Source organism: Streptomyces sp. NBC_00654 (genome assembly GCF_026341775.1).
GTDB lineage: Bacteria > Actinomycetota > Actinomycetes > Streptomycetales > Streptomycetaceae > Streptomyces.
The window spans coordinates 491,176-514,748 of record NZ_JAPEOB010000001.1 but is presented as its reverse complement, the minus strand read 5'-3'; the positions used below and the strand labels follow the sequence as shown (position 1 = coordinate 514,748).

22 protein-coding genes are annotated in these 23,573 nt (G+C 71.9%); 3 read left to right on the top strand and 19 right to left on the bottom strand.

Annotated features, from left to right (window positions below):
- Positions 1-75 precede the first annotated feature (75 nt).
- The 14 genes from OHA98_RS02330 to OHA98_RS02265 form a co-directional block, all read right to left on the bottom strand.
- Positions 76-738 (bottom strand): response regulator transcription factor, encoded by a 663-nt coding sequence (locus OHA98_RS02330; protein WP_266922422.1) that lies wholly within the window; start codon positions 736-738, stop codon positions 76-78.
- Positions 735-2,108, bottom strand: coding sequence for a sensor histidine kinase (locus OHA98_RS02325; protein ID WP_266922421.1), 1,374 nt, complete (start codon positions 2,106-2,108; stop codon positions 735-737). The genes OHA98_RS02330 and OHA98_RS02325 overlap by 4 nt, the downstream gene beginning before the upstream one ends.
- 210 nt (positions 2,109-2,318) lie before the next feature.
- Complete coding sequence (locus tag OHA98_RS02320) at positions 2,319-3,194, bottom strand: S9 family peptidase (protein WP_266922420.1); 876 nt, start codon at positions 3,192-3,194, stop codon at positions 2,319-2,321.
- A 237-nt stretch (positions 3,195-3,431) separates the two neighbouring features.
- The gene (gene kynU, locus OHA98_RS02315) at positions 3,432-4,658 is read right to left on the bottom strand and encodes a kynureninase (protein ID WP_266922419.1); all 1,227 of its coding nucleotides are present in this window, start codon (positions 4,656-4,658) and stop codon (positions 3,432-3,434) included.
- Complete coding sequence (locus OHA98_RS02310) at positions 4,651-5,499, bottom strand: tryptophan 2,3-dioxygenase family protein (protein WP_266922418.1); 849 nt, start codon at positions 5,497-5,499, stop codon at positions 4,651-4,653. The genes kynU and OHA98_RS02310 overlap by 8 nt, the downstream gene beginning before the upstream one ends.
- A 231-nt stretch (positions 5,500-5,730) precedes the next feature.
- Positions 5,731-6,144 carry a DUF3151 domain-containing protein gene (locus tag OHA98_RS02305; protein ID WP_266922417.1) on the bottom strand — a complete coding sequence of 138 codons (414 nt, stop codon included), beginning with the start codon at positions 6,142-6,144 and terminating at the stop codon, positions 5,731-5,733.
- A 48-nt stretch (positions 6,145-6,192) separates the two neighbouring features.
- Positions 6,193-7,701 (bottom strand): DHA2 family efflux MFS transporter permease subunit, encoded by a 1,509-nt coding sequence (locus OHA98_RS02300; protein ID WP_266922416.1) that lies wholly within the window; start codon positions 7,699-7,701, stop codon positions 6,193-6,195.
- A gap of 113 nt (positions 7,702-7,814) precedes the next feature.
- Complete coding sequence (locus OHA98_RS02295) at positions 7,815-9,005, bottom strand: MalY/PatB family protein (protein WP_266922415.1); 1,191 nt, start codon at positions 9,003-9,005, stop codon at positions 7,815-7,817.
- A gap of 73 nt (positions 9,006-9,078) precedes the next feature.
- Entirely contained in the window at positions 9,079-10,101 is a 1,023-nt protein-coding gene (gene fbaA / locus OHA98_RS02290; protein WP_266922414.1) for a class II fructose-bisphosphate aldolase, read from the bottom strand.
- A 189-nt stretch (positions 10,102-10,290) separates the two neighbouring features.
- Entirely contained in the window at positions 10,291-10,830 is a 540-nt protein-coding gene (pyrE, locus tag OHA98_RS02285) for an orotate phosphoribosyltransferase (protein ID WP_266922413.1), read from the bottom strand.
- A gap of 41 nt (positions 10,831-10,871) precedes the next feature.
- Positions 10,872-11,666: an aldose 1-epimerase gene (locus OHA98_RS02280; RefSeq protein WP_266922412.1), complete on the bottom strand. Its 795-nt coding sequence runs from the start codon at positions 11,664-11,666 to the stop codon at positions 10,872-10,874.
- A 21-nt stretch (positions 11,667-11,687) separates the two neighbouring features.
- On the bottom strand, positions 11,688-12,695 hold the full coding sequence (locus OHA98_RS02275) for an SRPBCC domain-containing protein (RefSeq protein WP_266922411.1): 1,008 nt from the start codon (positions 12,693-12,695) through the stop codon (positions 11,688-11,690).
- A gap of 106 nt (positions 12,696-12,801) precedes the next feature.
- The gene (locus tag OHA98_RS02270; RefSeq protein ID WP_266922410.1) at positions 12,802-14,400 is read right to left on the bottom strand and encodes a polyamine aminopropyltransferase; all 1,599 of its coding nucleotides are present in this window, start codon (positions 14,398-14,400) and stop codon (positions 12,802-12,804) included.
- 120 nt (positions 14,401-14,520) lie between these two features.
- Positions 14,521-15,042, bottom strand: a complete 522-nt coding sequence (locus OHA98_RS02265; RefSeq protein ID WP_266922409.1) for a DUF2617 family protein — start codon at positions 15,040-15,042, stop codon at positions 14,521-14,523.
- 798 nt (positions 15,043-15,840) lie between these two features.
- Between OHA98_RS02265 and OHA98_RS02260 the strand changes: the two genes are divergently transcribed.
- A complete protein-coding gene (locus OHA98_RS02260; protein ID WP_266922408.1) occupies positions 15,841-17,025 on the top strand; it encodes a pyridoxal phosphate-dependent aminotransferase in 1,185 nt (394 codons plus the stop codon).
- A 111-nt stretch (positions 17,026-17,136) separates the two neighbouring features.
- Here OHA98_RS02260 and OHA98_RS02255 read toward each other — a convergent pair whose 3' ends face one another.
- Together OHA98_RS02255 and clpB are read right to left on the bottom strand one after the other, a co-directional pair.
- The gene (locus OHA98_RS02255; RefSeq protein ID WP_266922407.1) at positions 17,137-17,706 is read right to left on the bottom strand and encodes a YbjN domain-containing protein; all 570 of its coding nucleotides are present in this window, start codon (positions 17,704-17,706) and stop codon (positions 17,137-17,139) included.
- A gap of 138 nt (positions 17,707-17,844) precedes the next feature.
- Entirely contained in the window at positions 17,845-20,430 is a 2,586-nt protein-coding gene (gene clpB, locus OHA98_RS02250; RefSeq protein WP_266922406.1) for an ATP-dependent chaperone ClpB, read from the bottom strand.
- A 362-nt stretch (positions 20,431-20,792) separates the two neighbouring features.
- Here clpB and OHA98_RS02245 point away from each other — a divergent pair, with 362 nt between their 5' ends.
- Entirely contained in the window at positions 20,793-21,194 is a 402-nt protein-coding gene (locus OHA98_RS02245; protein ID WP_266922405.1) for a pyridoxamine 5'-phosphate oxidase family protein, read from the top strand.
- A gap of 108 nt (positions 21,195-21,302) precedes the next feature.
- Here the strand turns inward: OHA98_RS02245 and OHA98_RS02240 are convergent, their stop codons facing one another.
- Together OHA98_RS02240 and OHA98_RS02235 are read right to left on the bottom strand one after the other, a co-directional pair.
- Positions 21,303-21,623: a (2Fe-2S)-binding protein gene (locus OHA98_RS02240; protein ID WP_266922404.1), complete on the bottom strand. Its 321-nt coding sequence runs from the start codon at positions 21,621-21,623 to the stop codon at positions 21,303-21,305.
- A complete protein-coding gene (locus OHA98_RS02235; protein ID WP_266922403.1) occupies positions 21,620-21,916 on the bottom strand; it encodes a hypothetical protein in 297 nt (98 codons plus the stop codon). Before OHA98_RS02235 ends, OHA98_RS02240 begins: the two co-directional genes overlap by 4 nt.
- Positions 21,917-22,026: 110 nt before the next feature.
- On the opposite strand from OHA98_RS02235, the gene OHA98_RS02230 reads away from it, so the two are divergent.
- On the top strand, positions 22,027-23,028 hold the full coding sequence (locus OHA98_RS02230; protein WP_266922402.1) for a helix-turn-helix transcriptional regulator: 1,002 nt from the start codon (positions 22,027-22,029) through the stop codon (positions 23,026-23,028).
- Positions 23,029-23,125: 97 nt separating this feature from the next.
- Here OHA98_RS02230 and OHA98_RS02225 read toward each other — a convergent pair whose 3' ends face one another.
- Positions 23,126-23,572: a helix-turn-helix domain-containing protein gene (locus tag OHA98_RS02225; protein ID WP_266922401.1), complete on the bottom strand. Its 447-nt coding sequence runs from the start codon at positions 23,570-23,572 to the stop codon at positions 23,126-23,128.
- Position 23,573 lies beyond the last annotated feature (1 nt).

Sequence of the window (23,573 nt, the reverse complement as noted above, 5' to 3'; positions counted from 1 at the left end):
ACCCGACGCTACCGGCACCGGCCGCCGGCGCAAGGGGACCGCCCCGGGTACCGCCCCGGTACCGCCGTCCCCGCGCTATCCGGGCGTGACCAGCCGCGCCTCGTACGCGAACACCGCCGCCTGGGTCCGGTCGCGCAGCCCGAGCTTCACCAGGATGCGGCTCACATGCGTCTTGATGGTGGATTCGGCGACCACCAGATGCGAGGCGATCTCCGCGTTCGACAGGCCCTGCGCGATGAGCACCAGCACCTCCGTCTCGCGTTCCGTGAGGTCGCCGACCCGGGCGAGGGCCGGCGGCCGGGGGGTCTCGGCGAGCTTCGAGAACTCGGTGATCAGCCGCCGCGTCACCGTCGGCGCGAGCAGCGCCTCCCCCGACGCCACCACCCGTACGCCGTCGGCCAGCTGCCGCGCGGAGGCGTCCTTGAGCAGGAAGCCGGAGGCCCCGGCCCGCAGTGCCTGGTACACGTACTCGTCGAGGTCGAACGTCGTGAGCACCAGCACCTTCGCGTCCGCGTCCTGCGCCACGATCTCGCGGGTCGCCTCGATGCCGTTCATCACGGGCATCCGGATGTCCATCAGCACCACGTCGGGGCGCAGGGCCGCGACCTGCGAGACGGCCTGCCGCCCGTCGACCGCCTCGCCCGCGACCTCGATCCCCGGCATCGCGTTGAGCAGCACGGAGAAGCCCTCGCGCACCATCATCTGGTCGTCGACGATCAGCACCCGGATGTCGTTCATGCGCCCTCGCCCTGCCCGGTGCCGTCCGTGTCCCGCGTGCCCCGGTCGCTCTTCGCGTCCCGTGCCGCGCGGGCGTCATGGGCCTCGTGGGTGTCGTCGTGCGCCGACTGCACGGGGATGAACGCGGCGATCTCGTATCCGCCGTCCCCGGTCGGCCCGGCGGTCATCTCCCCGTTCAGCATCGCGACCCGCTCCCGCATCCCCGTGATCCCGTGCCCGGCCCCCGGCGACGGCTTCACCAGCCCGGTCGGCGGCCCGTTGACGACGCGCAGTCCGAGACCGCCGAGCACATAGCCGAGCTCGACCCGGGCCGTCGCCCCCGGCGCGTGCCGCAGGGTGTTGCTGAGGGCCTCCTGAATGATCCGGTACGCCGACAGCTCGACGCCCTGCGGCAGTTCGCGCACCGCGCCCGTGATCGTCTTCTCCGACTCCAGACCCGCCTCCCGCACATTGGCGAGAAGGCCGTCGAGCCCGTCGAGGGTGGGCTGCGGGGCGTCCGGCGCCTCGTAGTCGTCGGCGCGGACCACTCCGAGCACCCGGCGCAGCTCGGTGAGGGCGGCCACGGCGTTCTCCCGGATGGTGACGAACGCCTGCTCCAGCTCGGGCGGCGGGTTCTCCACCCGGTAGGGCGCGGCCTCCGCCTGGATCGCGACGACCGACATGTGGTGGGCCACGACGTCATGCAGCTCACGGGCGATGGTGGTGCGCTCCTCCAGGAGCGTGCGCCGGTCGCGCTCGACGGCGGTGACGGTGCGCTGCACGGTCACTTCGCGCTCGGCGTCGCGCCGTACCTGGATCATGCTCACCACGAGCAGCGCCAGGGCGGAGAGCACGAGCATCGGCCCGGCGCCGTCGGAGTCCCGCATGGGCCCGACGCTCTGCAGCAGCATGCCGAACAGCAGGGTCAGCGCCCACATCCAGGCGGCGGTACGCGGCCGTGTCCTGGCCGCCACGACCACCAGCACCACCAGGTGCGAGAACAGGCTGGCGGGCCCCCACAGCCCGTCGCCGCTCCCCATGGCGGAGATCAGGGAGGAGACCATCGACACCCAGAACGCGGCGACCGGCCTGACCAGGCTCAGCGCGACCGGAATCGCGGGCAGCGCGGCGACGACGACCTGGTGGTCCCAGGTGTCGAGGCCCAGCAGCACGGTGAACACGGCCGCCAGCAGCACCACACCGTGCGGGGTCCAGACGGCGTACTGCCGCAGCCGCGCGGGCACCAGCCGGAAGATCCGCCCCTCGCCCCTCCTCGGGCCCATCGGGCGGTAGGCGAACGCGTCGTGGAAGAGGTCCTGCCGCAGGCCCGCGATCGCGCCTGAGGCCACCCGCAGCTCCGGGCTTCTGGTGTTCGTATGGGTCTCGGTCACGTCTCCACGGTAGGCGGCGGCGCGGCGCGGGTCGTCAGCACCGATACGGATCCTGGACCGTCCCCCTCAAGTACTACGGGACGGCGTCAGGACCCGCGCCGCAGTCCCCGCGTACCACCGCACACACACCACGGGCGCCCCGCGCGACCACCGCACACCCCACGGGCGCCCCGCGTACCACCCGGGTGCCGGAGCCCGAACCGGCCGCGCTCACCACGCCAGCTGGGCCAGCTCCTCCGCCACCACCGCGCACGCGTCCGCCGACGGATCGATCAGCGGGAAGTGGCCGACGCCCTCCAACAGGGTCAGCCCCACCATCTCCCCCGCCTTCGCCGCCGCGTCGACGAACGCCTCCGACACCGCCTGCGGCACGGTCAGGTCGTCGGTGCCCTGCACCACGGCGGTCGCGATGCCGGTCGGCAGCAGCGCGGCCGGATCCGCGCAGGCGCTCCGCTCGGCGAAGTCCTCCTCCGCGCCCAGGAGTTGCCGGACGGCCCCGGAGCAGATGTCCAGCTCGACGGCGGTCGCGAAGTCGGCGATCGGGGCCAGCGCGACGACCCCGCGCAGCGGCGGCGGGGCGGGCAGCCGCCACGGCGACCCCTCGGGCAGTTCGTGCCGGGCCGCTGCCCACAGCGCCAGATGGCCGCCCGCCGAGTGCCCGGTCACCACGGTCCGCCGCACATCGGCCTGCGGAAGCTCCCGGGCGGCCAGCACCGGCATGGCGTCCATCGCGGCGGCGACGTCGTCGAAGGTCTCGGGCCACCGGCCCGCGACCGGCCCCGAGCCGCGCTGCTGCGGGATCTCGCGGCCGCACCGGTACTCCACGCTGGCGACGGCGAAGCCGCGCCGGGCCAGGAAGTCCGCGAGCGGCGACACATGGGCCCGGTCGTAGGGGGCCCGCCAGGCCCCGCCGTGGAACAGGACGACGAGCGGCGCCCCGGTCCGCCCGTCGCGCGGACCGTAGAAGTCGATCACCTGGTCGGGATGGCTGCCGTAGGAGGCGGACCGATCGGGGGCGACCACCGGATGCGCGAACGCCGACTCGGTCTCGGCGGCGTCACGATCACGCGCGGCAGAATCCGACATGCTGCTCCAACCGTCCTGTGCCAATGCCTGTGCCGGTGCGTGTGCCCGAGCCAGTGCGTGTGACTGTGCGTGTGACCGAACCAGTGCGTGTGCCCGTGCGTGGTCCCGTGCGTGGTCCCGATGCCAGTGTGCACCCACGCACGGTGGCCGGACCGTGCCGGGGTCATGTGCCCAACTGGCGTGACCTGCGGGGACGGTACCAGTCGGACGCGTGCCGTCCGGACCGCCCCCGTCCGGTCACTTCCCGCTCGGCACCTCGGCCGGCACCTCGGCCAGCACCTCGGCCAGGACGCGCGCCGCCCGTTCCGCATCGGCGAACCCCACGTACAGCGGAGTGAAGCCGAACCGCAGCACGTCCGGCCGCCGCAGGTCCCCGACGACACCGCGCCCGATGAGCGCCCGCATCACCGGCTCCGCGTCCGCGCAGCGCAGCGAGACCTGGCTGCCGCGCTCCGCGTGCGCGGCCGGGGTGACCGGGGCGACCCGGCCGTCCGGAACGTACGCGGCGACGCACTCCAGGAAGAAGTCCGTCAGCGCGAGGGACTTGGCCCGCACGGACTCCACGGAGACCCCGTCCCACACGTCCAGCGAGGCCTCCAGCGCCAGCATGGAGAGGATGTCCGGCGTCCCGACCCGGCCCCGTACGGCACCGTCCGCCGCAGCGTACCCGGGGGTCATCGCGAACGGGTCGGCATGCGACGTCCACCCCGGCAGGGGCGAGTCGAAGGCGGCCTGGTGGCGCTCGGCGACGTACAGATAGGCGGGTGAACCGGGGCCGCCGTTCAGGTACTTGTACGTGCACCCGATGGCCAGGTCCACGCCGTGCTCGTCCAGGCCGACCGGCAGCGCGCCCGCGCTGTGGCACAGGTCCCAGACCACCAGACCGCCCGCCGCGTGCACCGCGGCGGTCAGCCCGGGGAGGTCGTGGAGCCTTCCGGTGCGGTAGTCGACGTGGTTGAGCAGGACCACGGCGGTACGGGGGCCGAGCGCGGCCCCCACCTCGGCGGGCGCGACGGGGACGATCCGGTGACCGGTCATCCGGGCGGCGGACTCGGCGATGTACCCGTCCGTGGGAAACGTCGTCGCGTCAACGAGGATCTCCTCGCGTCCGTCCGCCGCGAGACGGCTCGCGGCGACGACGGCCTTGAAGACGTTCACGCTCGTCGAGTCGCCCACGACGATCTGCCCGGCGGCCGCCCCGACGAGCGGCGCGATCCGGTCGCCGATCCGCTCGGGCGCGGTCCACCAGCCGCTCTCGTCCCAGGACCGGATGCGCAGCCGGCCCCACTCACGGGTGAGGACCTCCTGCATCCGGGCGGGTACGTGGGCCGGCAGCGCGCCCAGCGAGTTGCCGTCGAGGTAGACGGTGTCGTCGAGGACGAACAGCTTGCGCCGGGGCGCGAGTTCATCGGCGGCGTCGAGCGCGGCGGCCCGTTCGGCGAGGCTGTCGGCGGTCTCAGACATGGCTGCGCGCCGTCCACAGCTCGGGGAACACGTTCTTCGTGGCGCGCTTCTCCAGCCAGGCCACCCCGGCGGAGCCGCCGGTGCCGGTCTTGGAGCCCATCGCCCGCCGGGTCGCGACGAGATGGTCGTTGCGCCATCGCCAGACCAGTTCGCCGACGTCGGTCAGCAGCTCACCGAGCCGCACCAGCTCGTCGTACCGCTCCGGGTCGGCGTAGATCTCCGTCCACACGGCCTCGACCTCGGGGGACGGGTCGTACTTCTGCGTGAGGTCGCGGCGGAGCACCGCCTGCGGCACGGCGTGGCCGCGCCGGGCGAGCAGGGCGAGGACCTCGTCGTACAGGCTGGGCTCGCCCAGCGCCTTCTCCAGCTCGGCGTGGACACGGGGCGCGCCCCGGTGCGGCACGAGCATGGACGCGGACTTGTCGCCGAGCAGGAACTCCATCCGCCGGTACATCGCCGACTGGAAGCCGGAGCCCTCGCCGAGCGCGCCGCGGTAGGAGTTGAACTGGCCCGGGGTGAGCGCGGCCAGCGGGGTCCAGGAGGCGTTGAGCGCCTCCAGTTCGCGCAGCGAGCGCTTCAGGGCTTCCCGGGCGACGGGTATGCGGTCCTCGCGCAGGGCGTGTGCCGCGGTCTCCCACTCATGGACGATGACCGTGAACCACAGCTCCATGACCTGGGTGGTGACCAGGAAGACCATTTCCCCGGGATCGTCGGAGCGCAGGTGCTGGAGATGGGTCAGGACATCCGCCTGGACATAGTCCTCGTACGGAGTCGTTCCCGCGAAGTCGAGGTGCGGGGTCTGCGCACCGGTGGCTTCGGGGTCGGGGTGGTTCGTCGACATTTCTGTCTCCTCGACACGAGCTTCCGGGTAGCGGTCCGCCCCTTCCGTGAGGTGGTGGAGCTCCGGTCCCCTGTCGGCATCCTAAACCGGGACCGCGCCGCGTGTCCGTGGGGCGGCCGCGCCCCGGACACGGGCACCGCCCCGGACGCCCCTGGACGGTGCGGGGCCCCGCAGACGGGTGGATGCGGCCTGCGGGGCCCGGTGACCTGTGGTGCGTACGGGTGGGGCGGTTCAGCCCAGGATGTCGGCGGCGGTCGGCGAGGAGTCCCGCAGGAACGTCGCGCAGCGCTCGTACTCCGCCTCCTCGCCGATCGCCTGGGCGGCACGGGCGAGGGCGTGCAGCGCACGCAGGAAGCCGCGGTTCGGCTCGTGCTCGAACGGGACGGGGCCGTGGCCCTTCCAGCCCGCGCGGCGCAGGGCGTCGAGGCCTCGGTGGTAGCCGGTACGGGCGTACGCGTACGACTCGACGACCCGGCCGCCCTCGAAGGCCTCGTCGGCGAGCTGTGCCCAGGCCAGCGACGAGGTGGGGTACTTCGCGGCGACGTCGGCGGGCGGCGTGCCGCCCGCGAGCAGCTCACGGGGTTCGGGGTCGTCGGGCAGATGCGTCGGGGCAGGGCCCCCGAGAAGGTTCTCGTGGATGGACATGGGATCAAGTGTGCCTGGCCCGGCGGGCCGGTGGGGCCGCGTACGGGTTCACGCTCCGGCACGCGCGGGCGGCTCGTGCTCCGGCTCCAGGGGCGGCGCGACGACCCCGCAGTGCACCTGGCACTCCGGCCGGGTCCCGCGCGCCCCGGCGGGCGCGGTGCGCACCGTCCACCAGGCGACCGCCGCTCCGGCGACCAGCAGCCCGGCGCACATCGGCATGGCCCGCCGGAAGGTCGCGGCGAACTCGTCCGCGTCCCGGTACGCCTCCGGTCCCATGCCCGCGAGCAGCGGCAGCGCCGCCACGGCGATCAGCCCGGCGGCACGGGCCGCCGCGTTGTTGATGCCGCTGGCCAGCCCCGCCCGCCCCACGTCCACGGCGCCCAGGACGGTCGCGGTGAGCGGTGCGACAAAGGTGACCATGCCCAGGCCGAGCACCAGGACGGCGGGCAGCACCTCGCTCAGGTACGAGCCCACGGAGGCGCCGGGGCCGACCCGCAGCATCAGGAGCATCCCGGCGGCGGCCAGCAGCGGGCCGACGGTGAGCGGGATGCGCGGTCCGATGCGCCGGCCCAGGTCCCCCGCCGACGCGGAGAACAGCAGCATCAGCACGGTGGTGGGCAGCAGCGCGGTGCCCGCGCCCAGGGCCGAGTACCCGGCGACCACCTGGAGCTGGATCGCGGTGAGGAAGAAGAAGCCGCCGAGAGCCGCGTACACACAGAACGTCACGACATTGACCGCGGTGAACAGCCGGGAGGAGAAGATGGACGGCGGCAGCATCGGATCCGGGCGCCGCCGCTCCACGCGCACGAACGCCGCCCCCAGCAGCACCCCGCCGACGGCCGCCCCGATGACGAGCGGCGAGGCGCCCCGCCCCGGCGCCTCGATCAGCGCGTATGTCACCCCGGCCAGCGCGAGCGCCCCGAGGACGGCCCCCAGCACATCGAACCGGCCGTGCGCCGCCGGGTCCCGGGACTCCGGCACATGGCGCAGCGCGACGGGCACGCAGATCGCGGCGAGCGGCAGATTGAGCAGGAACACCCACCGCCAGCCGGGCCCGTCGACGAGCCAGCCCCCGACGAACGGCCCGACGGCCGCCCCGACCCCGCCGAACCCCGACCACAGGCCGACGGCGCGGGCCCGGTCGTCCGGGTGGAAGCTCGCCTGGATGAGGGCCAGCGACCCCGGGGTGAGCAGCGCCCCGCCGACCCCCTGGAGGGCCCGTGCGGCGATCAGCACCGCGGCGTTCGGGGCGAGCCCGCAGAGCAGCGAGGCGAGCGCGAACCACACGACCCCGACGACGAAGACCCGCCGCCGCCCGTACCGGTCCCCGAGCGCCCCGCCGAGCAGGATCAGCCCGGCGAGGGTGAGCATGTACGCGTTGACGGTCCACTGCAACGCGGCCAGGTCGGTGTCGAGGTCCTCGCCGATACGGGGCAGGGCGACATTGATGACCGTGGAGTCCAGCATCGCCATGCTGGAGCCGAGGACGGTGGTCAGGACGACCCAGCGCCCGACGGGCGAGGCGACGCGGATGCTCCCCGTATCGGCAGCGGACATAGGAGCAGCATCCCCGCTCCACGCCACGCCGGCCATCGGAAGGCGACCGGAGCCGGAGGCACCCGCCGGGCGCCCGGGGGCGCCCTCACGGGGGCCCGGGCCCCCCGCGCCCCCTACCGCAGCGACCTCACCGCCCGCACCAGCGCCGCCGTCCCCGCTTCCACCTTGCTCCGCGGGCACCCCACGTTCAGCCGGACGAACCCTGGTGCCCCGTACACCCCGCCCGGCATGATCGCGACCTTCTCGCGCTCGATCAGCGCCCGCTGCAACGGCTCCTCGGACACCCCCAGCGGACGCAGGTCGATCCAGGCCAGATAGCCCGCCTGCGGCGGCTCCCAGCCCAGCTCGGGGAAGGCCGTGTTCAGCCGTTCGGCGACCAGTGCCAGATTCCCGGCCACATACGCCCGTACCGCGTCCAGCCACTCCCCGCCGTCGCGGTAGGCCGCGATGTGCGCGGTCAGCGACAGTACGGCGGGGGAGGCGAGACCCTCCGCCGTCCGCATCCGGCGCAGGAACTCCGCCCGGTCGGCCGGGTCGGCGATGATCCCGTACGAGCCCGTCAGCGCCGGGAAGTTGAAGGCCTTCGACGCGGAGGTCACGAGCGCCCAGCGCCCGTCGCCCGCCACCCGCGTCCACGGCACGTGCCGGTACCCGTCGTGCACGAAGTCCGCGTGTATCTCGTCGCTGATCACGGCCACCCCGTGCCGCCGGGCCGACGCCGCCATCGCCTCCAGCTCGGCCTCCGTCCACACCCGCCCGGTCGGATTGTGCGGCGAACACAGCACGAGGACCTTGGCGTCCTCCCGGGCCAGCTCACGCTCCAGCGCCTCCGCGTCCCCCACCGGCACTCCCCGCAGCTCCCGCCCGAGCCCGGTCACGGCCTTGCGGAAACCGTCGTACGTGGGGGTGTGGACGACGACCCCGTCGCCCTCGCCGGTCCACATCTGCAGCAGCTGCGAGAGCTGGCTGAGGACCGAGGGGCCGTAGACCAGCTGCCCGGTGTCGATCGCGGTGCCGTAGCGGGTCGCGTACCAGTGGGCTATCGCCGACAGGAAGTCGTCCTGCTCCCAGTCGGTGTAGCCGAACACCCCGTGATCGAGCCTGGCCCGCAGGGCGGCCAGCACCGCGGGAGCCGTCTCGAAGTCCATGTCCGAGATGGTGAACGGCAGCAGCCCGTCCACTCCGAACCGGTCGGCGACCCCGTCCCACTGGACGCACCAGGTGCCGCGGCGGTCGACGACGGTGTCGAAGTCGTAGGACGAAATCGGCGTACTCACAACGGATCCCTCAATTCCCTGCGTCATTGATGCCGCCCCGGACATGCCATGGGCCCGGCACCCCAAGGGGTACCGGGCCCACGACGGGTGTCCGTACGGACTACTTCAGCTTCGTACCGGTGGAGCGCAGGTTCGCGCAGGCCTCGGTGACGCGCTTGGCCATGCCGCCCTCGGCGGACTTGCCCCAGCTGCGCGGGTCGTACACCTTCTTGTTGCCGACCTCGCCGTCGACCTTCAGGACGCCGTCGTAGTTGCGGAACACGTGGTCCACGATCGGCCGGGTGAAGGCGTACTGGGTGTCGGTGTCGAGGTTCATCTTCACGACGCCGTTCTCCAGCGCGGTGGCGATCTCCTGCTCGGTGGAGCCGGAGCCGCCGTGGAAGACGAAGTCGAAGGGGGACGCCTTGCCGTACTTGGCGCCGACACCCTCCTGGAGGTCCTTCAGCAGCTCGGGGCGGAGCACGACGTTGCCCGGCTTGTAGACGCCGTGGACGTTGCCGAAGGAGGCGGCCAGCAGGTAGCGGCCCTTCTCGCCCAGGCCGAGCGCCTCGGCGGTGCGCAGCGCGTCGTCGACGGTCGTGTACAGCTCGTCGTTGATCTCGTGCGTGACGCCGTCCTCCTCGCCACCGGTCGGGGTGATCTCGACCTCAAGAATGATCTTGGCGGCGGCGGCCTTGGCGAGCAGCTCCTGACCGATGGCCAGGTTGTCGGCGAGGGTCTCGGCCGAGCCGTCCCACATGTGCGACTGGAACAGCGGGTTCAGACCCTTGGCGACACGCTCCGCGGAGATGTCGAGCAGCGGACGGACGTAGCCGTCCAGCTTGTCCTTGGGGCAGTGGTCGGTGTGCAGCGCGACCGTGATGCCGTACTTGGCGGCGACGATGTGCGCGAACTCGGCCAGGGCTACGGCGCCCGTCACCATGTCCTTGTTGTACTGGCCGCCCAGGAACTCCGCCCCACCGGTGGAGATCTGGACGATGCCGTCGCTCTCCGCCTCCGCGAAGCCGCGCAGTGCAGCGTGCAGGGTCTGGGTCGAGGTCACATTGATGGCCGGGTAGGCGAACTTGCCTGCCTTCGCCCGGTCGAGCATCTCGGCGTAGACCTCGGGGGTTGCGATGGGCATCTGACCGCTCCTTGGGATGTGCGGGTGTGCAGTGCTGGTCCCTGACCTGGGGGCGACGTCATCGTCGCCCCCATCTTCCCAGACTCTTCCTCCGGCTCCACCCGGAGGACCCCCACGGGTACGGGTACGGGGTGGGCGGTTTCACGTGAAACCGCCCACCCCGTAGAAAAACCCCAGGTCAGACCCGTATCAGCCCAGATCGAGGTCGGCCACCGAGTAGACCTGGACATAGGGCAGGCCGGCCTCGGCGATGGCCTGGGCGGCACCCCGCTCCACGATCACGGCGACACCGACGACCTCACCGCCGGCCTCGCGCACCGCCTCGACGGCCGTCAGCGGCGAGCCACCGGTGGTCGAGGTGTCCTCGACGACGAGGCAGCGGCGGCCCTTCACATCGGTGCCCTCGATCCGGCGCTGCATGCCGTGGGCCTTCTGCGCCTTGCGGACGACGAACGCGTCCAGGCTCCTGCCGCGCGCCGCGGAGGCGTGCAGCATCGACGTGGCCACCGGGTCGGCGCCCAGCGTCAGGCCGCCGACGCAGTCGTAGTCCAGGTCGGCGGTGGCGTCGAGCATGACCTGCCCGGCCATCGGCGCGGCCGTGCCGTCCAGCGTGATCCGGCGCAGGTCGATGTACCAGTCGGCTTCCAGCCCCGAGGAGAGGGTCACCTTGCCGTGCACCACGGCCTTGTCCTTGATCTGCTGGAGCAGCTCAGCGCGTACGTCAGTCATGTCAACGAGGGTAAGCGCTGCGGCCCACCCCGGCGTACGGCTCAGAGCCGCACCCAGCTCCACGTTGTCGCGATCTCCAGCGGGTCGATCGGGGTGACCAGGCGCGGGGTGGTGTTCAGACCGTTCGGCGGACCCGACTGCGGCTCCACGCACACCGTCTCGTCCTGCTCGTCGTAGATCACCACCCACTCGTCCCGGCTCCGCACGGTCAGTTCGAGCCGCTCCGGCCAGGTGAGCTTCACATCGACACCGTCGGGCATCCCGAAGCAGTCGTCCCACGGTCCGGGCAGGGGATCGATCCGGCGGCCGGTCGGCAGATGGTTCTCGCCGCGCTCCTCCTGCCAGGCGGCGTCGAAGGAGAGCCGGACGTCCTGGCCCTCCAGGTCGCGGCGGAACCAGGGGTGCCAGCCGGCCTGCGCCGGGAAGGAGTCCCCGTAGGTCTCGACGGACAGGCGCAGCGTGAGGGAGTCCTCGGCCAGCTCGAAGCTCTGCGTCACCCGGCCCTGGTACGGCCACGGCTCGGCGAGGTCGTAGTAGAAGGCCGCCTCCGCCCCGTCCTCCCGGGCGGTGTGCCAGGCCGCGTCGCGGCCGGTGCCGTGGATGGCGTGCGGCGGGGCGTTCAGCGGCAGCCGGTGGACCGCGTCACCGTTGCGGAACTCCCCGTCCCCGGTACGTCCGCACCACGGCACCATCGGGAAGCAGCCGTACCGCTCCCCCTGGCGCAGCAGTTCGGTGCCACCGATCCGCAGGCTGCTGATCCGGCAGCCATGGACGGGGTCAACGGTCAACTCGGCGTCACCGACGGACAGCCGGACGTTCTTCGCAGCTCTGCTCACGCCCCGACACTACTGGCGCCGCTACCTCCGGCGACGCAGCGCCCGGCCCAGGACGACGGCGGAGGCGATCGCGAGGGCCGCCGCCGGGGCGACCCAGCGCAGGGCGGTCCCCGCACCGTTCGCGTCGGGCGAGGGCACCGGGGCGTACCGGCCGCGCGGCGGCGCGTGGTCGACCTCCTCGGCGCTGCGTCCGATCATGGTGCGCCGGGCGTGCGCGGCCTCGGCCGGGGGCTCGTCGGGCACGGTGAACTCCACTTCGGCTACGGGGTCGAGCGAGGGCGGCGGCACGGGCGCGTCGAACACGGACCCCTTGCCGTCGGCCGGGGGCCCGCCCCCGGCGTCATCGGAGTCAGCGGAGTCGTCGGAGTCGGCGTCGGAGTCGGAGTGGTCGGCGTCGGGGTGGTCGGCGTCATCGACGTCGTCGTGCAGGGCCTCGGCGCGCAGATCCTCGTCGTCCTCCGCGCCGGGCCGCTCCGCGCCCGCAGCGGACTGTCCGGCGCCCGCCGCGGGCCGTTCCGCGTCCTCCGCGGGCCCGGGGGACGGCTCCGCCTCCGCGCCCGACTCCGTCGCGGCCGGCTTCGCTTCCTTCTCGTGGGAGGCCAGCGTCTCCGTCACCAGCTGCTGCGTAAAGCGGTCCAGCAGCCGGTGGGCCGCCGCGAGGGCCGCCGCCGGGTCCAGCTCCTTCAGCCGGCCGTCACCGCTCGCGGTCCCCGTGAAGACGAGGGTCGTACCGCCGTCGGTCTCCATGAGGCCGATGGTCAGCTCCAGCGTGACCGCACCGGTGCCCCGGGCCTCCGTCCCCTCCCCGGTCACCGCGATACAGTCCCCGTCCGGGCCGGACAGCCGCAGCATGCCCCGGTACGTGATCGTGTGGCCGCCGACCCGGATCTTCAGACGGCCGGCCAGCGGCCCGGCCGTCTCCTCGGCGTCCTGCTGGAGGCCGGGTACGCAGCGGGCGACGCGGGCGGGATCGCCCAGCGTCCGCCGAAGGGACGGGGCCATCACCGGAACGAACACCTCATGCTCCATGGAAACCGAGCCTACTCAGCCCCGGCCGGTACGTCAGCGCTTCCGCACCCGGGACCACCCGGACCGGGCCCGCCCCCCGGCGCCGCTCCCGGACCCGCCCCGGAGGTCACGTCTCCTCCCGGTACCGCGGATGGATCAGGGTCGACGGTGCCTGCCCCTTCACCCGTACGTGCTCCGCCGACCGCCCCGCCTCCCGCAGCTCGCGCTCCCCCAGCGACCGCAGCCCCGGCGCCCCGGCGGCCAGCCCCAGCGGTGGCACCGCGCCCGGGGAGGCCAGCACGAAGCCCCAGTCCCGCGGGGCGGGCCCCTCTCCGTCGTAGCGGTCCGGGCCCGCGGCGATACCGGAGAGCCTGCCGGTGACGCGGTACGGCCGGGCCGCGAGGCCGCCCGCCCGGACCGAGGCCTCCACCGTCCAGTACGTCCGCCCCCGGCTGCCCGGCGACCCCGCGTGCACCACCAGCCGCCCGCCCGGCGCGAGGGCCTCGCCGACCAGTCCGTAGAACTCCGCGGAGTAGAGCTTCGTGCTCGCCGTGATGCCCGGGTCCGGGAGGTCGGAGATCACCACGTCGTAGCGTTCGCTGCCCGCCCTCAGCCAGTTGAACGCGTCCCCGCCGACGGCGGTGAGGCGCGGGTCTCGGTAGGCGTGTCCGTTGAGGCCGCGGAGCGCGGGGTCCGTACGGGCCAACCGGGTGACGGCCGGGTCCAGCTCGACGACCGTGACCTCCCGGACGTCCCGGTAGCGCAGCACCTCGCGGGCGGCGAGCCCGTCGCCGCCGCCCAGGATCAGGACCCGCTCGTGCCGCCCGTTCATCGCCGGGTGCACCAGCGCCTCGTGGTAGCGGTACTCGTCGCGGGCGCTGGCCCGCAGGCGCCCGTCCAGATACAGGCCGAGGGAGTCGCGGCCGGTCCCGGTGAGCACGACCTCCTGCACCCCGGTCCGCACGGCGACCCGCACCTGATCCCCGTAGACGGCCCGCCGCGCCGCCCGCTCGAAGTCGTCGACCAGCAGAGTGGCGCCCGCGAGCAGCCCGATCACCGCGAGGTTGGCGAGGACGAGCAGCCACCGGGACCGGGAGCTGAGGTCCCGCCGGAACAGCCACAGCACCAGCGCCCCGCCCGCCGCCGCGTTGACCGCACCGGTGAACAGCGCGCCGGTCAGCTGCCCCAGCGCCGGCAGCAGCAGAAAGGGGAACGCCAGTCCGCCCACCAGCGCTCCGACGTAGTCGGCCGCGAAGAGATCCGCGACGGCCCCGCCCGCGTCCTGCCGGTCCACCCGCTGGATCAGCGTCATCAGCAGGGGGATCTCGGCACCGATCAGCATCCCGATGGCCAGCGTGAACCCGACCAGCGCGTAACGCGATTCACCGAGCCAGGCGAACGAGGCGTACAGCACGAGCGCGGAGGAGCCGCCGATCAGCGCGAGGGCGGCCTCGATGAGCCCGAAACCCACAGCGGCCCGGCAGCGCAAACGTTTCGCGAGAAGCGATCCGATCCCCATCGCGAACACCATCACGGACAGCACGACGGACGCCTGGGTGACCGAGTCTCCGATCAAGTACGAGGCGAGCGCGACCAGTTCGAGTTCGTACACCAGACCGCAGGCGGCACAGACGAAGACTGTGGCCAGCACGAGATACCGGCCGGTCCTGGGCCGTACGGGAAGCCGCGCGGCGGCCCCCCGCAGCGGCACCTGCTGGTCGATCATAATGCGAACGCTACGTGACGAATTGATCGCCACCTGTCACCCACAAGGGTGCAAGTGCCCCGGGGAGCAGCCGCGGAGGGCATTCGGACGAGCCGTGCGGGCCCCCGGGGCCCGCCCCGCTCAGAGGGCCGGCACCGGCATCCGCACGCCCACCCGGGTGCGGGTCACCACCAACTGCCCTTCCTGCGGGTACGCGTGCCAGGTACGCCACCGCACCTGCCCCTCGGACCGCTGCGCCAGCATGGCGGTGAAGGCGTGCGGGCTGCCGGGGAACGTCCCGGCGAGACCGTGCGGATGGTCGGCGACCAGCGCGAGGAGCTCCTGGGCGCGCACGGCGAACGAACCCTCCGAGAGCGTCTCGACGCGCGCCGCGAATTCGTACTCCCAGTCCCCGAGCCGCTTGGCGACGCCGAGGGGAAGGGGCGTACTGCTGCCCGGAATACAGGCAACGGTCTCCGAACAGGAGCCTCGGTCCTCCTCCAGGAGGACCTGATGGGAGGCGCCGAGGAGCCTCAACTGGAGCTTGGCGTCGGCGAGCTGGAGATCGAGGACGGCGAGGGCGGGCAGCGGCTCCCGTCCCAGCGCCCAAGCCAGGTCGGCAGCTCGGGTATCGGAATAGGCCGTCTGGAGGGTCGTGAGCATGGGTCGGCTCCGCAAAACACACATGGACACATGGACAGGGGGCGCCCCCGGGACGACACACATGGGAGTAGGGGAACGCCCGATCAGGTCCAACTGGGGTCCGAGGGCTGGATGTTCTCTAGAGCGAGGGAATCACGAAGTACGCCGCACCCACAGCGTTTTTGCCCAACTTGACGTGGTTTCCATCCCCTCGGGGGCTGCCCGGTTCACCTGTTCAACCCGAACACCTCACGTATCCCAACGAAAAGGTGCCCGGCGGGAGTTCACCCGCCGGACACCTGAGGGAACTTCCCCCGCACCAGCCGTCCGGGTCACTTGCCAGGGGCACCCGCCCGGTCAACTACCCACAGTCACAAGCCATATGCTCCGGGTCAGTTTCCCCCGCCGCAGCCGCCCCCGCCGCACGATGAACCGCCCCCGCACGAGGAACTGCTGCCCCCGCACGAGTGGCCCCCCGAGTGCCCGCTGCCGCAGGACGCGCCGACTCCTCCTCCGCCGCCGCCGTCACCGCCGCCCGCCCACCAGCTGCGCCTGTCGGCGGTCCGGCGCAGGCCGTCGAGGGTGGCGGCCCGCCGGCGGATGCCCGCCACCACCAACCTCGGGATCACGGACACGACCACCACAAGCACGATCATTACGACGAAGAAGGTTCCCACCTGTCCCCACATCCTTCCGTCCCCCGAAGCGGAACCCCCCGCTTCATGTTCATGGCGATTCTTGCGTGTAGCGGGGATGCCCCGCCCCGCCGGGGCCGAAAGCGGACTTGAGCAACTCCAGAGCTTCGGCACAGGATGGCCCATGACACAGGGACGACCGCTGCTCAACCGCCGCCTCACCGAGTTCGGCACGACGATCTTCGCGGAGATGTCGGCGCTGGCCGTACGGACCGGTTCCATCAACCTCGGCCAGGGCTTTCCCGACACCGACGGCCCCGACGAGATCCGCGAGGCGGCGGTCCGGGCGCTGCGCGACGGCCGCGGCAACCAGTACCCACCGGGGCCCGGCGTCCCCGAACTCCGTACCGCGATCACGGACCACCAGCAGCGGCGCTACGGCCTCGCCTACGACCCCGACACCGAGGTCCTGGTCACGGCGGGCGCCACGGAGGCCATCGCCGCCGCGATGCTCGCCCTGCTCGAACCGGGCGACGAGGTCATCGCCCTGGAGCCGTACTACGACTCGTACGCCGCCTCCATCGCCATGGCGGGCGGCACCCGCGTCCCGGTCACACTGCACCCGGAGGCGGCGTCCGGGACCTACCGGCTCGACCTCGACGAACTGCGCGCCGCCGTCACCCCCCGTACCCGCCTGATCCTGCTCAACACCCCGCACAACCCCACCGGCACGGTCCTCACCCGCGAAGAGCTCGCCGCCGTCGCCGGCCTCGCCCGCGAACGCGACCTGCTCGTCGTCACCGACGAGGTGTACGAGCACCTGGTCTTCGAGGGCGAACACATCCCGCTCGCCTCCTTCCCCGGCATGCGCGAGCGCACGGTCACGGTGAGCAGTGCGGGAAAGACCTTCTCGTTCACCGGCTGGAAGGTCGGCTGGATCACCGGGAGCCCGGAGCTGGTCACCGCCGTACGCTCCGCGAAGCAGTTCCTGACCTATGTCTCCGCCGGCCCCTTCCAGTACGCGGTCGCCGAGGCCCTGCGGCTGCCCGACAGCTACTACGACGCCCTGCGCGCCGATCTGCGGGCCAAGCGGGACCTGCTGAGCACCGGGCTCGCCGAGGCCGGGTTCGGGGTCTACCGCCCCGCCGGAACGTATTTCGTCACCACCGACATCCGCCCGCTCGGCGGCGAGCGGGACGGCTTCGCGTTCTGCCGCGCCCTGCCCGGCCGCTGCGGGGTCGTCGCGATTCCGAACGCCGTCTTCTACGACCACCGCGACCAGGGCGCGCCCTTCGTCCGGTTCGCGTTCTGCAAGCGCGCGGACGTGCTGGAAGAGGCGGTGTCCCGGCTCAAGGGCCTGGCCGGGTGAGAGGCGGCCAGGACCGGAGCCGGACATGACAGAGCCCGGACATGACAGAACCCGGCCGGTCGGGGACGCGGGGGTCCCCGGTCGGCCGGGCTCTCGTTCGGGAGGGGGCGCTCAGCCCTCGGAGGGCGCGTCGCCCTCGGCCTTCTCCTCGGCCTTCTCCTCGGCCTTGGCCTCGGCCGGCTCCAGGCCCAGGCGCTCCACGAGCCACTTGTCGAACTCGATCGAGGCGCGCACCCAGCTGACCGTCGAGGAGACGAAGTGCTCCAGGCTGACGCCGGTGCCGATGAGCATCTGCGCCTCACCGATCAGCCGGACGGAGCCCGCCTCGCCCTCCTCGCCCTCGTGGGCGTGCGTGTAGACCTTCGGCCACAGGGTGCGGCGGTTCCAGTCGTCGATCGCGTCCAGGAGGACGGGGCGCTGGTCGAGGTCGTGCGGGCGGTCGTAGAACGTACGGACCGAGAAGACCTGCTGCTCCTCCTCGCCCCGGAACATGAAGTACGTCCGGAACTCTTCCCACGGCGCCGCGAGGTCGCCCTCGTCGTCGACGACGTACTTCAGCTCCATCTGGTCCAGAAGCTGCTTGACGAGGTCCTGGTCAGGGACGACGGGGCCCTCCGGTCCTGCCGCCTGCGGTTCGGGCTGGCCCCCGAAATTAGGAATCGAGGACGGATCGATGCTCACCGTTATTTCCCTTCGTGACGGTTGCGGCCATCCTCTCCCATGCCGGGCGGGGCATGGCAAGCCCCGGCGGCCCCGATCCGCCACAAGCTGACACGCAGCCGGTGCGGACCGGGCCCGCCGGGGTCCCGGAGGCCGGTGCTACGAGGCGCGGCCGACGCTCAGGCCGTCGTCGGACCGGTCCACCCGTACGGTGTCGCCGTCCGTGACCTCGCCCGCGAGGATCTCCTTCGCCAGCCGGTCGCCGATCGCCGTCTGGATCAGCCGGCGCAGCGGCCGTGCCCCGTACGCCGGGTCGTTGCCCTCCTCGGCCAGCCAGGCCAGGGCCTCGGGCGTGACGTCGAGGGTGAGCCTGCGGTCGGCCAGCCGCCCGGCCAGGCGGTCGATCTGGAGCCCCGCGATGTGCGAGAGCTCGTCGCCGGACAGCGCGGAGAAGACCACGATGTCATCGAGCCGGTTGAGGAACTCCGGCTTGAAGGATGCCCGTACGACATCCATGACCTGCTCCTTCTTCACCTCGGGCTTGACCAGGGGGTCGACCAGGTACTGGCTGCCGAGGTTGGAGGTCAGGATCAGGATGGTGTTGCGGAAGTCCACCGTCCGGCCCTGCCCGTCCGTGAGCCGGCCGTCGTCGAGGACCTGGAGCAGGACGTCGAAGACCTCCGGGTGGGCCTTCTCCACCTCGTCCAGCAGGACGACGCTGTACGGGCGCCGGCGTACCGATTCGGTGAGCTGGCCGCCCTCCTCGTACCCGACGTAGCCGGGCGGGGCGCCGACGAGCCGCGCGACGCTGTGCTTCTCGCCGTACTCGCTCATGTCGATGCGGATCATGGCCCGCTCGTCGTCGAACAGGAAGTCCGCGAGCGCCTTCGCCAGCTCGGTCTTGCCGACCCCGGTCGGGCCGAGGAAGAGGAACGAGCCGGTCGGGCGGTCCGGGTCGGCGATCCCGGCACGGGTGCGCCGTACCGCGTCGGAGACCGACTGCACGGCCTCCCGCTGCCCGATGAGGCGCCTGCCCAGCTCGTCCTCCATGCGCAGCAGCTTCTGGGTCTCGCCCTCCAGCAGCCGGCCGGCCGGGATGCCGGTCCAGGAGCCGACGACGTCGGCGATGTCGTCCGGGCCGACCTCCTCCTTGACCATCGTGTCCTTGGCGGCCTCCTGCTCGGCCTCGGCGGCCTCCTCCAGCTCGCGTTCCAGGCCGGGGATCTCCCCGTACAGCAGCTTGGAGGCGGTGTCGAAGTCGCCGTCGCGCTGGGCGCGCTCGGCCTGTCCGCGCAGTTCGTCGAGACGTTCCTTCAGCTCACCGACGCGGTTGAGGCCCTGCTTCTCCTTCTCCCAGCGGGCGGTGAGGCCGCGCAGCTCCTCCTCCTTGTCGGCGAGGTCGCGGCGGAGCTTCTCCAGGCGCTGCTTGGAGGCGGCGTCGGTCTCGTTCTTGAGAGCCAGCTCCTCCATGCGCAGCCGGTCGACGGCGCGCTGGAGCTCATCGATCTCCACGGGCGAGGAGTCGATCTCCATCCGCAGCCGGGACGCCGCCTCGTCGACCAGGTCGATGGCCTTGTCGGGGAGGAAGCGGGAGGTGATGTAGCGGTCGGAGAGCGTGGCCGCCGCGACCAGCGCGGAGTCCGCGATCTGGACCTTGTGGTGGGCCTCGTAGCGGCCCTTGAGCCCGCGCAGGATCGCGATGGTGTCCTCGACGGACGGCTCGGCGACCAGGACCTGCTGGAAACGGCGCTCCAGGGCCGGGTCCTTCTCGATGCGCTCGCGGTACTCGTCCAGCGTGGTGGCGCCGACCATCCGCAGCTCGCCGCGGGCCAGCATCGGCTTGAGCATGTTGCCCGCGTCCATGGCGGAGTCGCCGCCCGCGCCGGCGCCCACGACGGTGTGCAGCTCGTCGATGAACGTGATGATCTGGCCGTCGCTCTCCTTGATCTCGGAGAGGACGGTCTTCAGCCGCTCCTCGAACTCGCCCCGGTACTTCGCGCCCGCGACCATGGCCCCCAGGTCCAGGGAGACGAGGCGCTTGTTCTTCAGGCTCTCGGGTACGTCGCCCTTGACGATGCGCTGGGCGAGACCTTCGACGACCGCCGTCTTGCCGACGCCGGGCTCACCGATGAGCACCGGGTTGTTCTTCGTGCGGCGGGACAGGACCTGGACCACGCGGCGGATCTCCTGGTCCCGCCCGATCACCGGGTCGAGCTTGCCCTCGCGTGCGGCCGCCGTGAAGTCGGTGCCGAACTTCTCCAGGGCCTTGTACTGACCCTCCGGGTCCGGTGTGGTCACCCGACGCCCTCCCCTGCTCTTCTCGAACGCGTCCAGCAGCCTCTTCGCACTGGCCCCCTGTTCACCGAGGATCTCACCGGCCCGGCCCCCCTTGGCCGCGATGCCGATCAGCAGATGCTCGGTGGACAGGTACTCGTCGCCGAGCTCCTTGGCCTGCTGGGCGGCGTCCGCGATGACCGCGAGCAGCTCGCGGTTGGGCTGCGGCGGCGCGACGGTGGAGCCGGTGACGCTGGGCTGGGCGCCCAGGAGCTTCTCCGTCGCGCCGCGTACGGCGGCCTGGTCGGCGTCGACGGCGGCCAGCAGGTCGGTGATGTTCTCGTTGTCCTGGCCCTCGAGCAGCGCGAGCAGCAGATGCCCGGGGGTCAGGTCGGGGTGCCCGTCCTTCACGGCCCTGCTGGTGGCCGCGTTGATGGCGTCCCGGCTCTTGTTGGTCAGCTCGGCGTCCACGTGCGCTCTCTCCTCCTTGCGGTGGTGCTTGACCCGGTTCCGGCGTCGGGTCCGGCGGTCGTCGGCCGGGCGGCGGTGACGGCGGCCGGTGGCCCGGCGGCCGTACGGGCACCGCCCGCACCATTGACTGAATCAACGTACACAAAGTTGAGTGTATTCCGCTCAAGCCTGAATACGCGCACCCGCGCCCCGGCTCCGCCGCGCACGGCGGCTCCCGGCCCTGATCCGAGTGAACCGCTCACCCCCGGCACCCGCCACCGCACACCGCGCGGTGCGCGCGCCCGCGCTGTGTGCCTGCCCGCGCTGTGCGCGCGCCCGCGCACCGGGGGTCACCACACCGGCGGAATGTCTACGCTTTCGGCATGCCCGACGTACGCAACCTCAGCCCCGAGTACCTGGCCTTCTGGCGCGAGTACCACCTCTGCACCCTGACCACGCTCCGCCCGGACGGCACACCGCACGTGGTGCCGGTCGGCGTGACGTACGACGCCGGGGCCGGGATCGCCCGCGTGATCACCAACAAGAACAGCCGCAAGGTCGCCAACATCATCGCCGCGGGCCCGGACGGGGCACGGGTCGCGGTCTGCCAGATGCACCGGGCCCGCTGGGCGACGCTGGAGGGCCGTGCGGTGATCCGCCCGGAGTCGGACATCGTGGACGACGCCGTACGCCGCTACACGGACCGCTACGGGCGCACGCCCAAGCCCAGCCCGGACCGGGTCGTCATCGAGATCGCCGTGGACCGGGCGCTCGGCAGGGCGTGATCCGCCCGGCCGCGGCGGGACAGCACAACGGCGCCACCGCGTTCAGGTCACGGTGGCGCCGCTGTGTGGGGGAAGTACCTGAGCGACAAGGAACGACGGGGGAATCGCTCAGGCACTGCGGGGGGTGGCGGAGATGGTTTCTGGCTCGAACAGCTCATGGTCCCGCTGGTCGAGATTGACGAAGATCATGCCGTAGCGCACGGCGCAGCGGACCGGCTGCGGAGCGCCGCGGGGGCGACGGAGGCACCGATAGGCACGGACGCCCTCGTCCTCCTCCAGCACGACGACGATCGGCTCTCCGAACAGGGTGACCATCAACGAATCGCCACGGCGGGGGAGTGCCGTGAGCAGATCGATGAAATGCCACCCTGAGCGGTAGGCCGTGGCCATCTCCCGCCGGAAGGTGCGGTCATCCGGGGGGATGCTCATGCCTCTGCCGTCGCTCGCGGTGCGATGTCCCACACCAGGTCGTACGCCTTCACCCCGGCCGGCGCGGTGTCCCACACCAGGTCCGGCGGAGGCGCTGCCAGAGTCCGCGTCGCCTGCGTTCCGACCGGTGCGATGTCCCACACCAGGTCCGGCGGGGGAACGGCCCGCACCTGCGTGCCGGTCGCTCCGGTGGGCGCACTGTCCCAGACCAGATCCTGGATACTGACCGCTCCGAGCGCCAGCCCGGCGGAGAAGGCCGCGGCAAGCGCCGAGCGAAGCATTTTGCTACCCATAGTCGGCTTCGTCCTCACTTCCAAGGTTTCCTCTCCCCCGCATGACAAGACGATGGCTCATTCAGGCACGTCAATGCCACAGGATCGATGCATCATGTTCCTGTAGTTTCATGTTCCTGGGGGGTGGAGAATTGATAACAAACAGCACAAATGCGACACATCCCCACTCTGTTACCGCCTTGTGCGAGGAGGGGATACGGCTCTACGCCAGCGCCCTGAGCGTGGGCAAGATAGCCCGTTCCGAGGTGGGGTCCGCGCCCTGTCTGCTCGAATTCGCCCTGCTTCACCCGGATCCGGCCGATGACGCCTGGCTCCGGCCGGTACCTCCGTCCGCCGCACTGACGCAACGGCTCTACCCGATCGAACGGGAGATCCAGGCTCGAAGACAGCTCTCGGTCGAGCTCAGCGACACCTTCGAACCGTTCATGGCGATCAGTGCCCAGACCCCCACCACGCACGCCATCACCGTGCTTGAAGGCAAGGACAGGATCAACGCCTCCATCGAGCTCGCCATGGCCGAATGCCGGTCGGAGGTACTGACCATCCAGCCCGGTGGCGGGCGCAGCGAGGGCACCCTGAACATCGCCGTGGAGCGCGGCAACATGCTCACCGAGCGCGGTGTCGGCATGCGCTCGCTCTACCAGCACACCATCCGGCACAGCCACGGAACCCTGACGTACGCGGACCGCATGACGGCGGGCAAGGTCGAGATCCGCACCCTCGAAGAGCTGATCGAGCGTCTGATGATCTTCGATCACACCGTCGCGTTCATTCCCGCCACGGACGACCGCCGCGTGGCACTCGAACTGCGCCACCCCGGGCTCGTGCAGTACCTCGTCAAGGTCTTCGAGCAGCTGTGGAACCAGGCCGCGCCGCTGCGGGAGGAAGTCAAGTACGAGCCGACGCCCAAGGGAATCAGCGGCGTCCAGCGCTCCATCGCCCAGCTCCTCGTCGAGGGCCATGTGGACGACTCCATCGCCCGGCGGCTGGGCATGAACGTCCGCACCTGCCGGGCGCACGTCGCCAAGCTCTCCACCGCGCTGGGCAGCAGCAGCCGGGCCCAGCTCGGCTATCTGATCGCCCGGTCCGGAATCCTCGACCAGGAGTCCTGACCGCCCCGACGCGACAGGGCCCGCCCCCGGAACGAACTCCCGGAAGACGGGCCCTGCGGAGCGGACCCGGACGCCGCGTACGCGTCCGCCGCCCGCCTCAGTCCTTCGGCTTCTTCGGCCGCCAGACGACCAGCGCGCTGGTGTGCTGCACATCCTGGTACGGGACCAGATCACGGCGGTACGAGGCATGCACCTGCGCCTCGCGCTGCTGCATGGCCACCGCCGCGCCGTCCACCGCCGCCGAGAGCTCGGCGACGCGCTGCTGGAGCGCGGCGACCTGGTTCTCCAGCTCGATGATGCGCTTGATGCCGGCCAGGTTGATGCCCTCGTCCTGCGACAGCTGCTGCACGGTGCGCAGCAGCTCGATGTCACGGGCCGAATAGCGTCTGCCGCGCCCGGCCGTACGGTCCGGGGAGACGAGGCCGAGACGGTCGTACTGACGCAGCGTCTGCGGGTGCAGACCCGAGAGCTGCGCCGCGATCGAGATCACATACACCGGTGATTCATCGGTCAGCTGGTACGGGTTACGTCGCCGGCCGTCCATC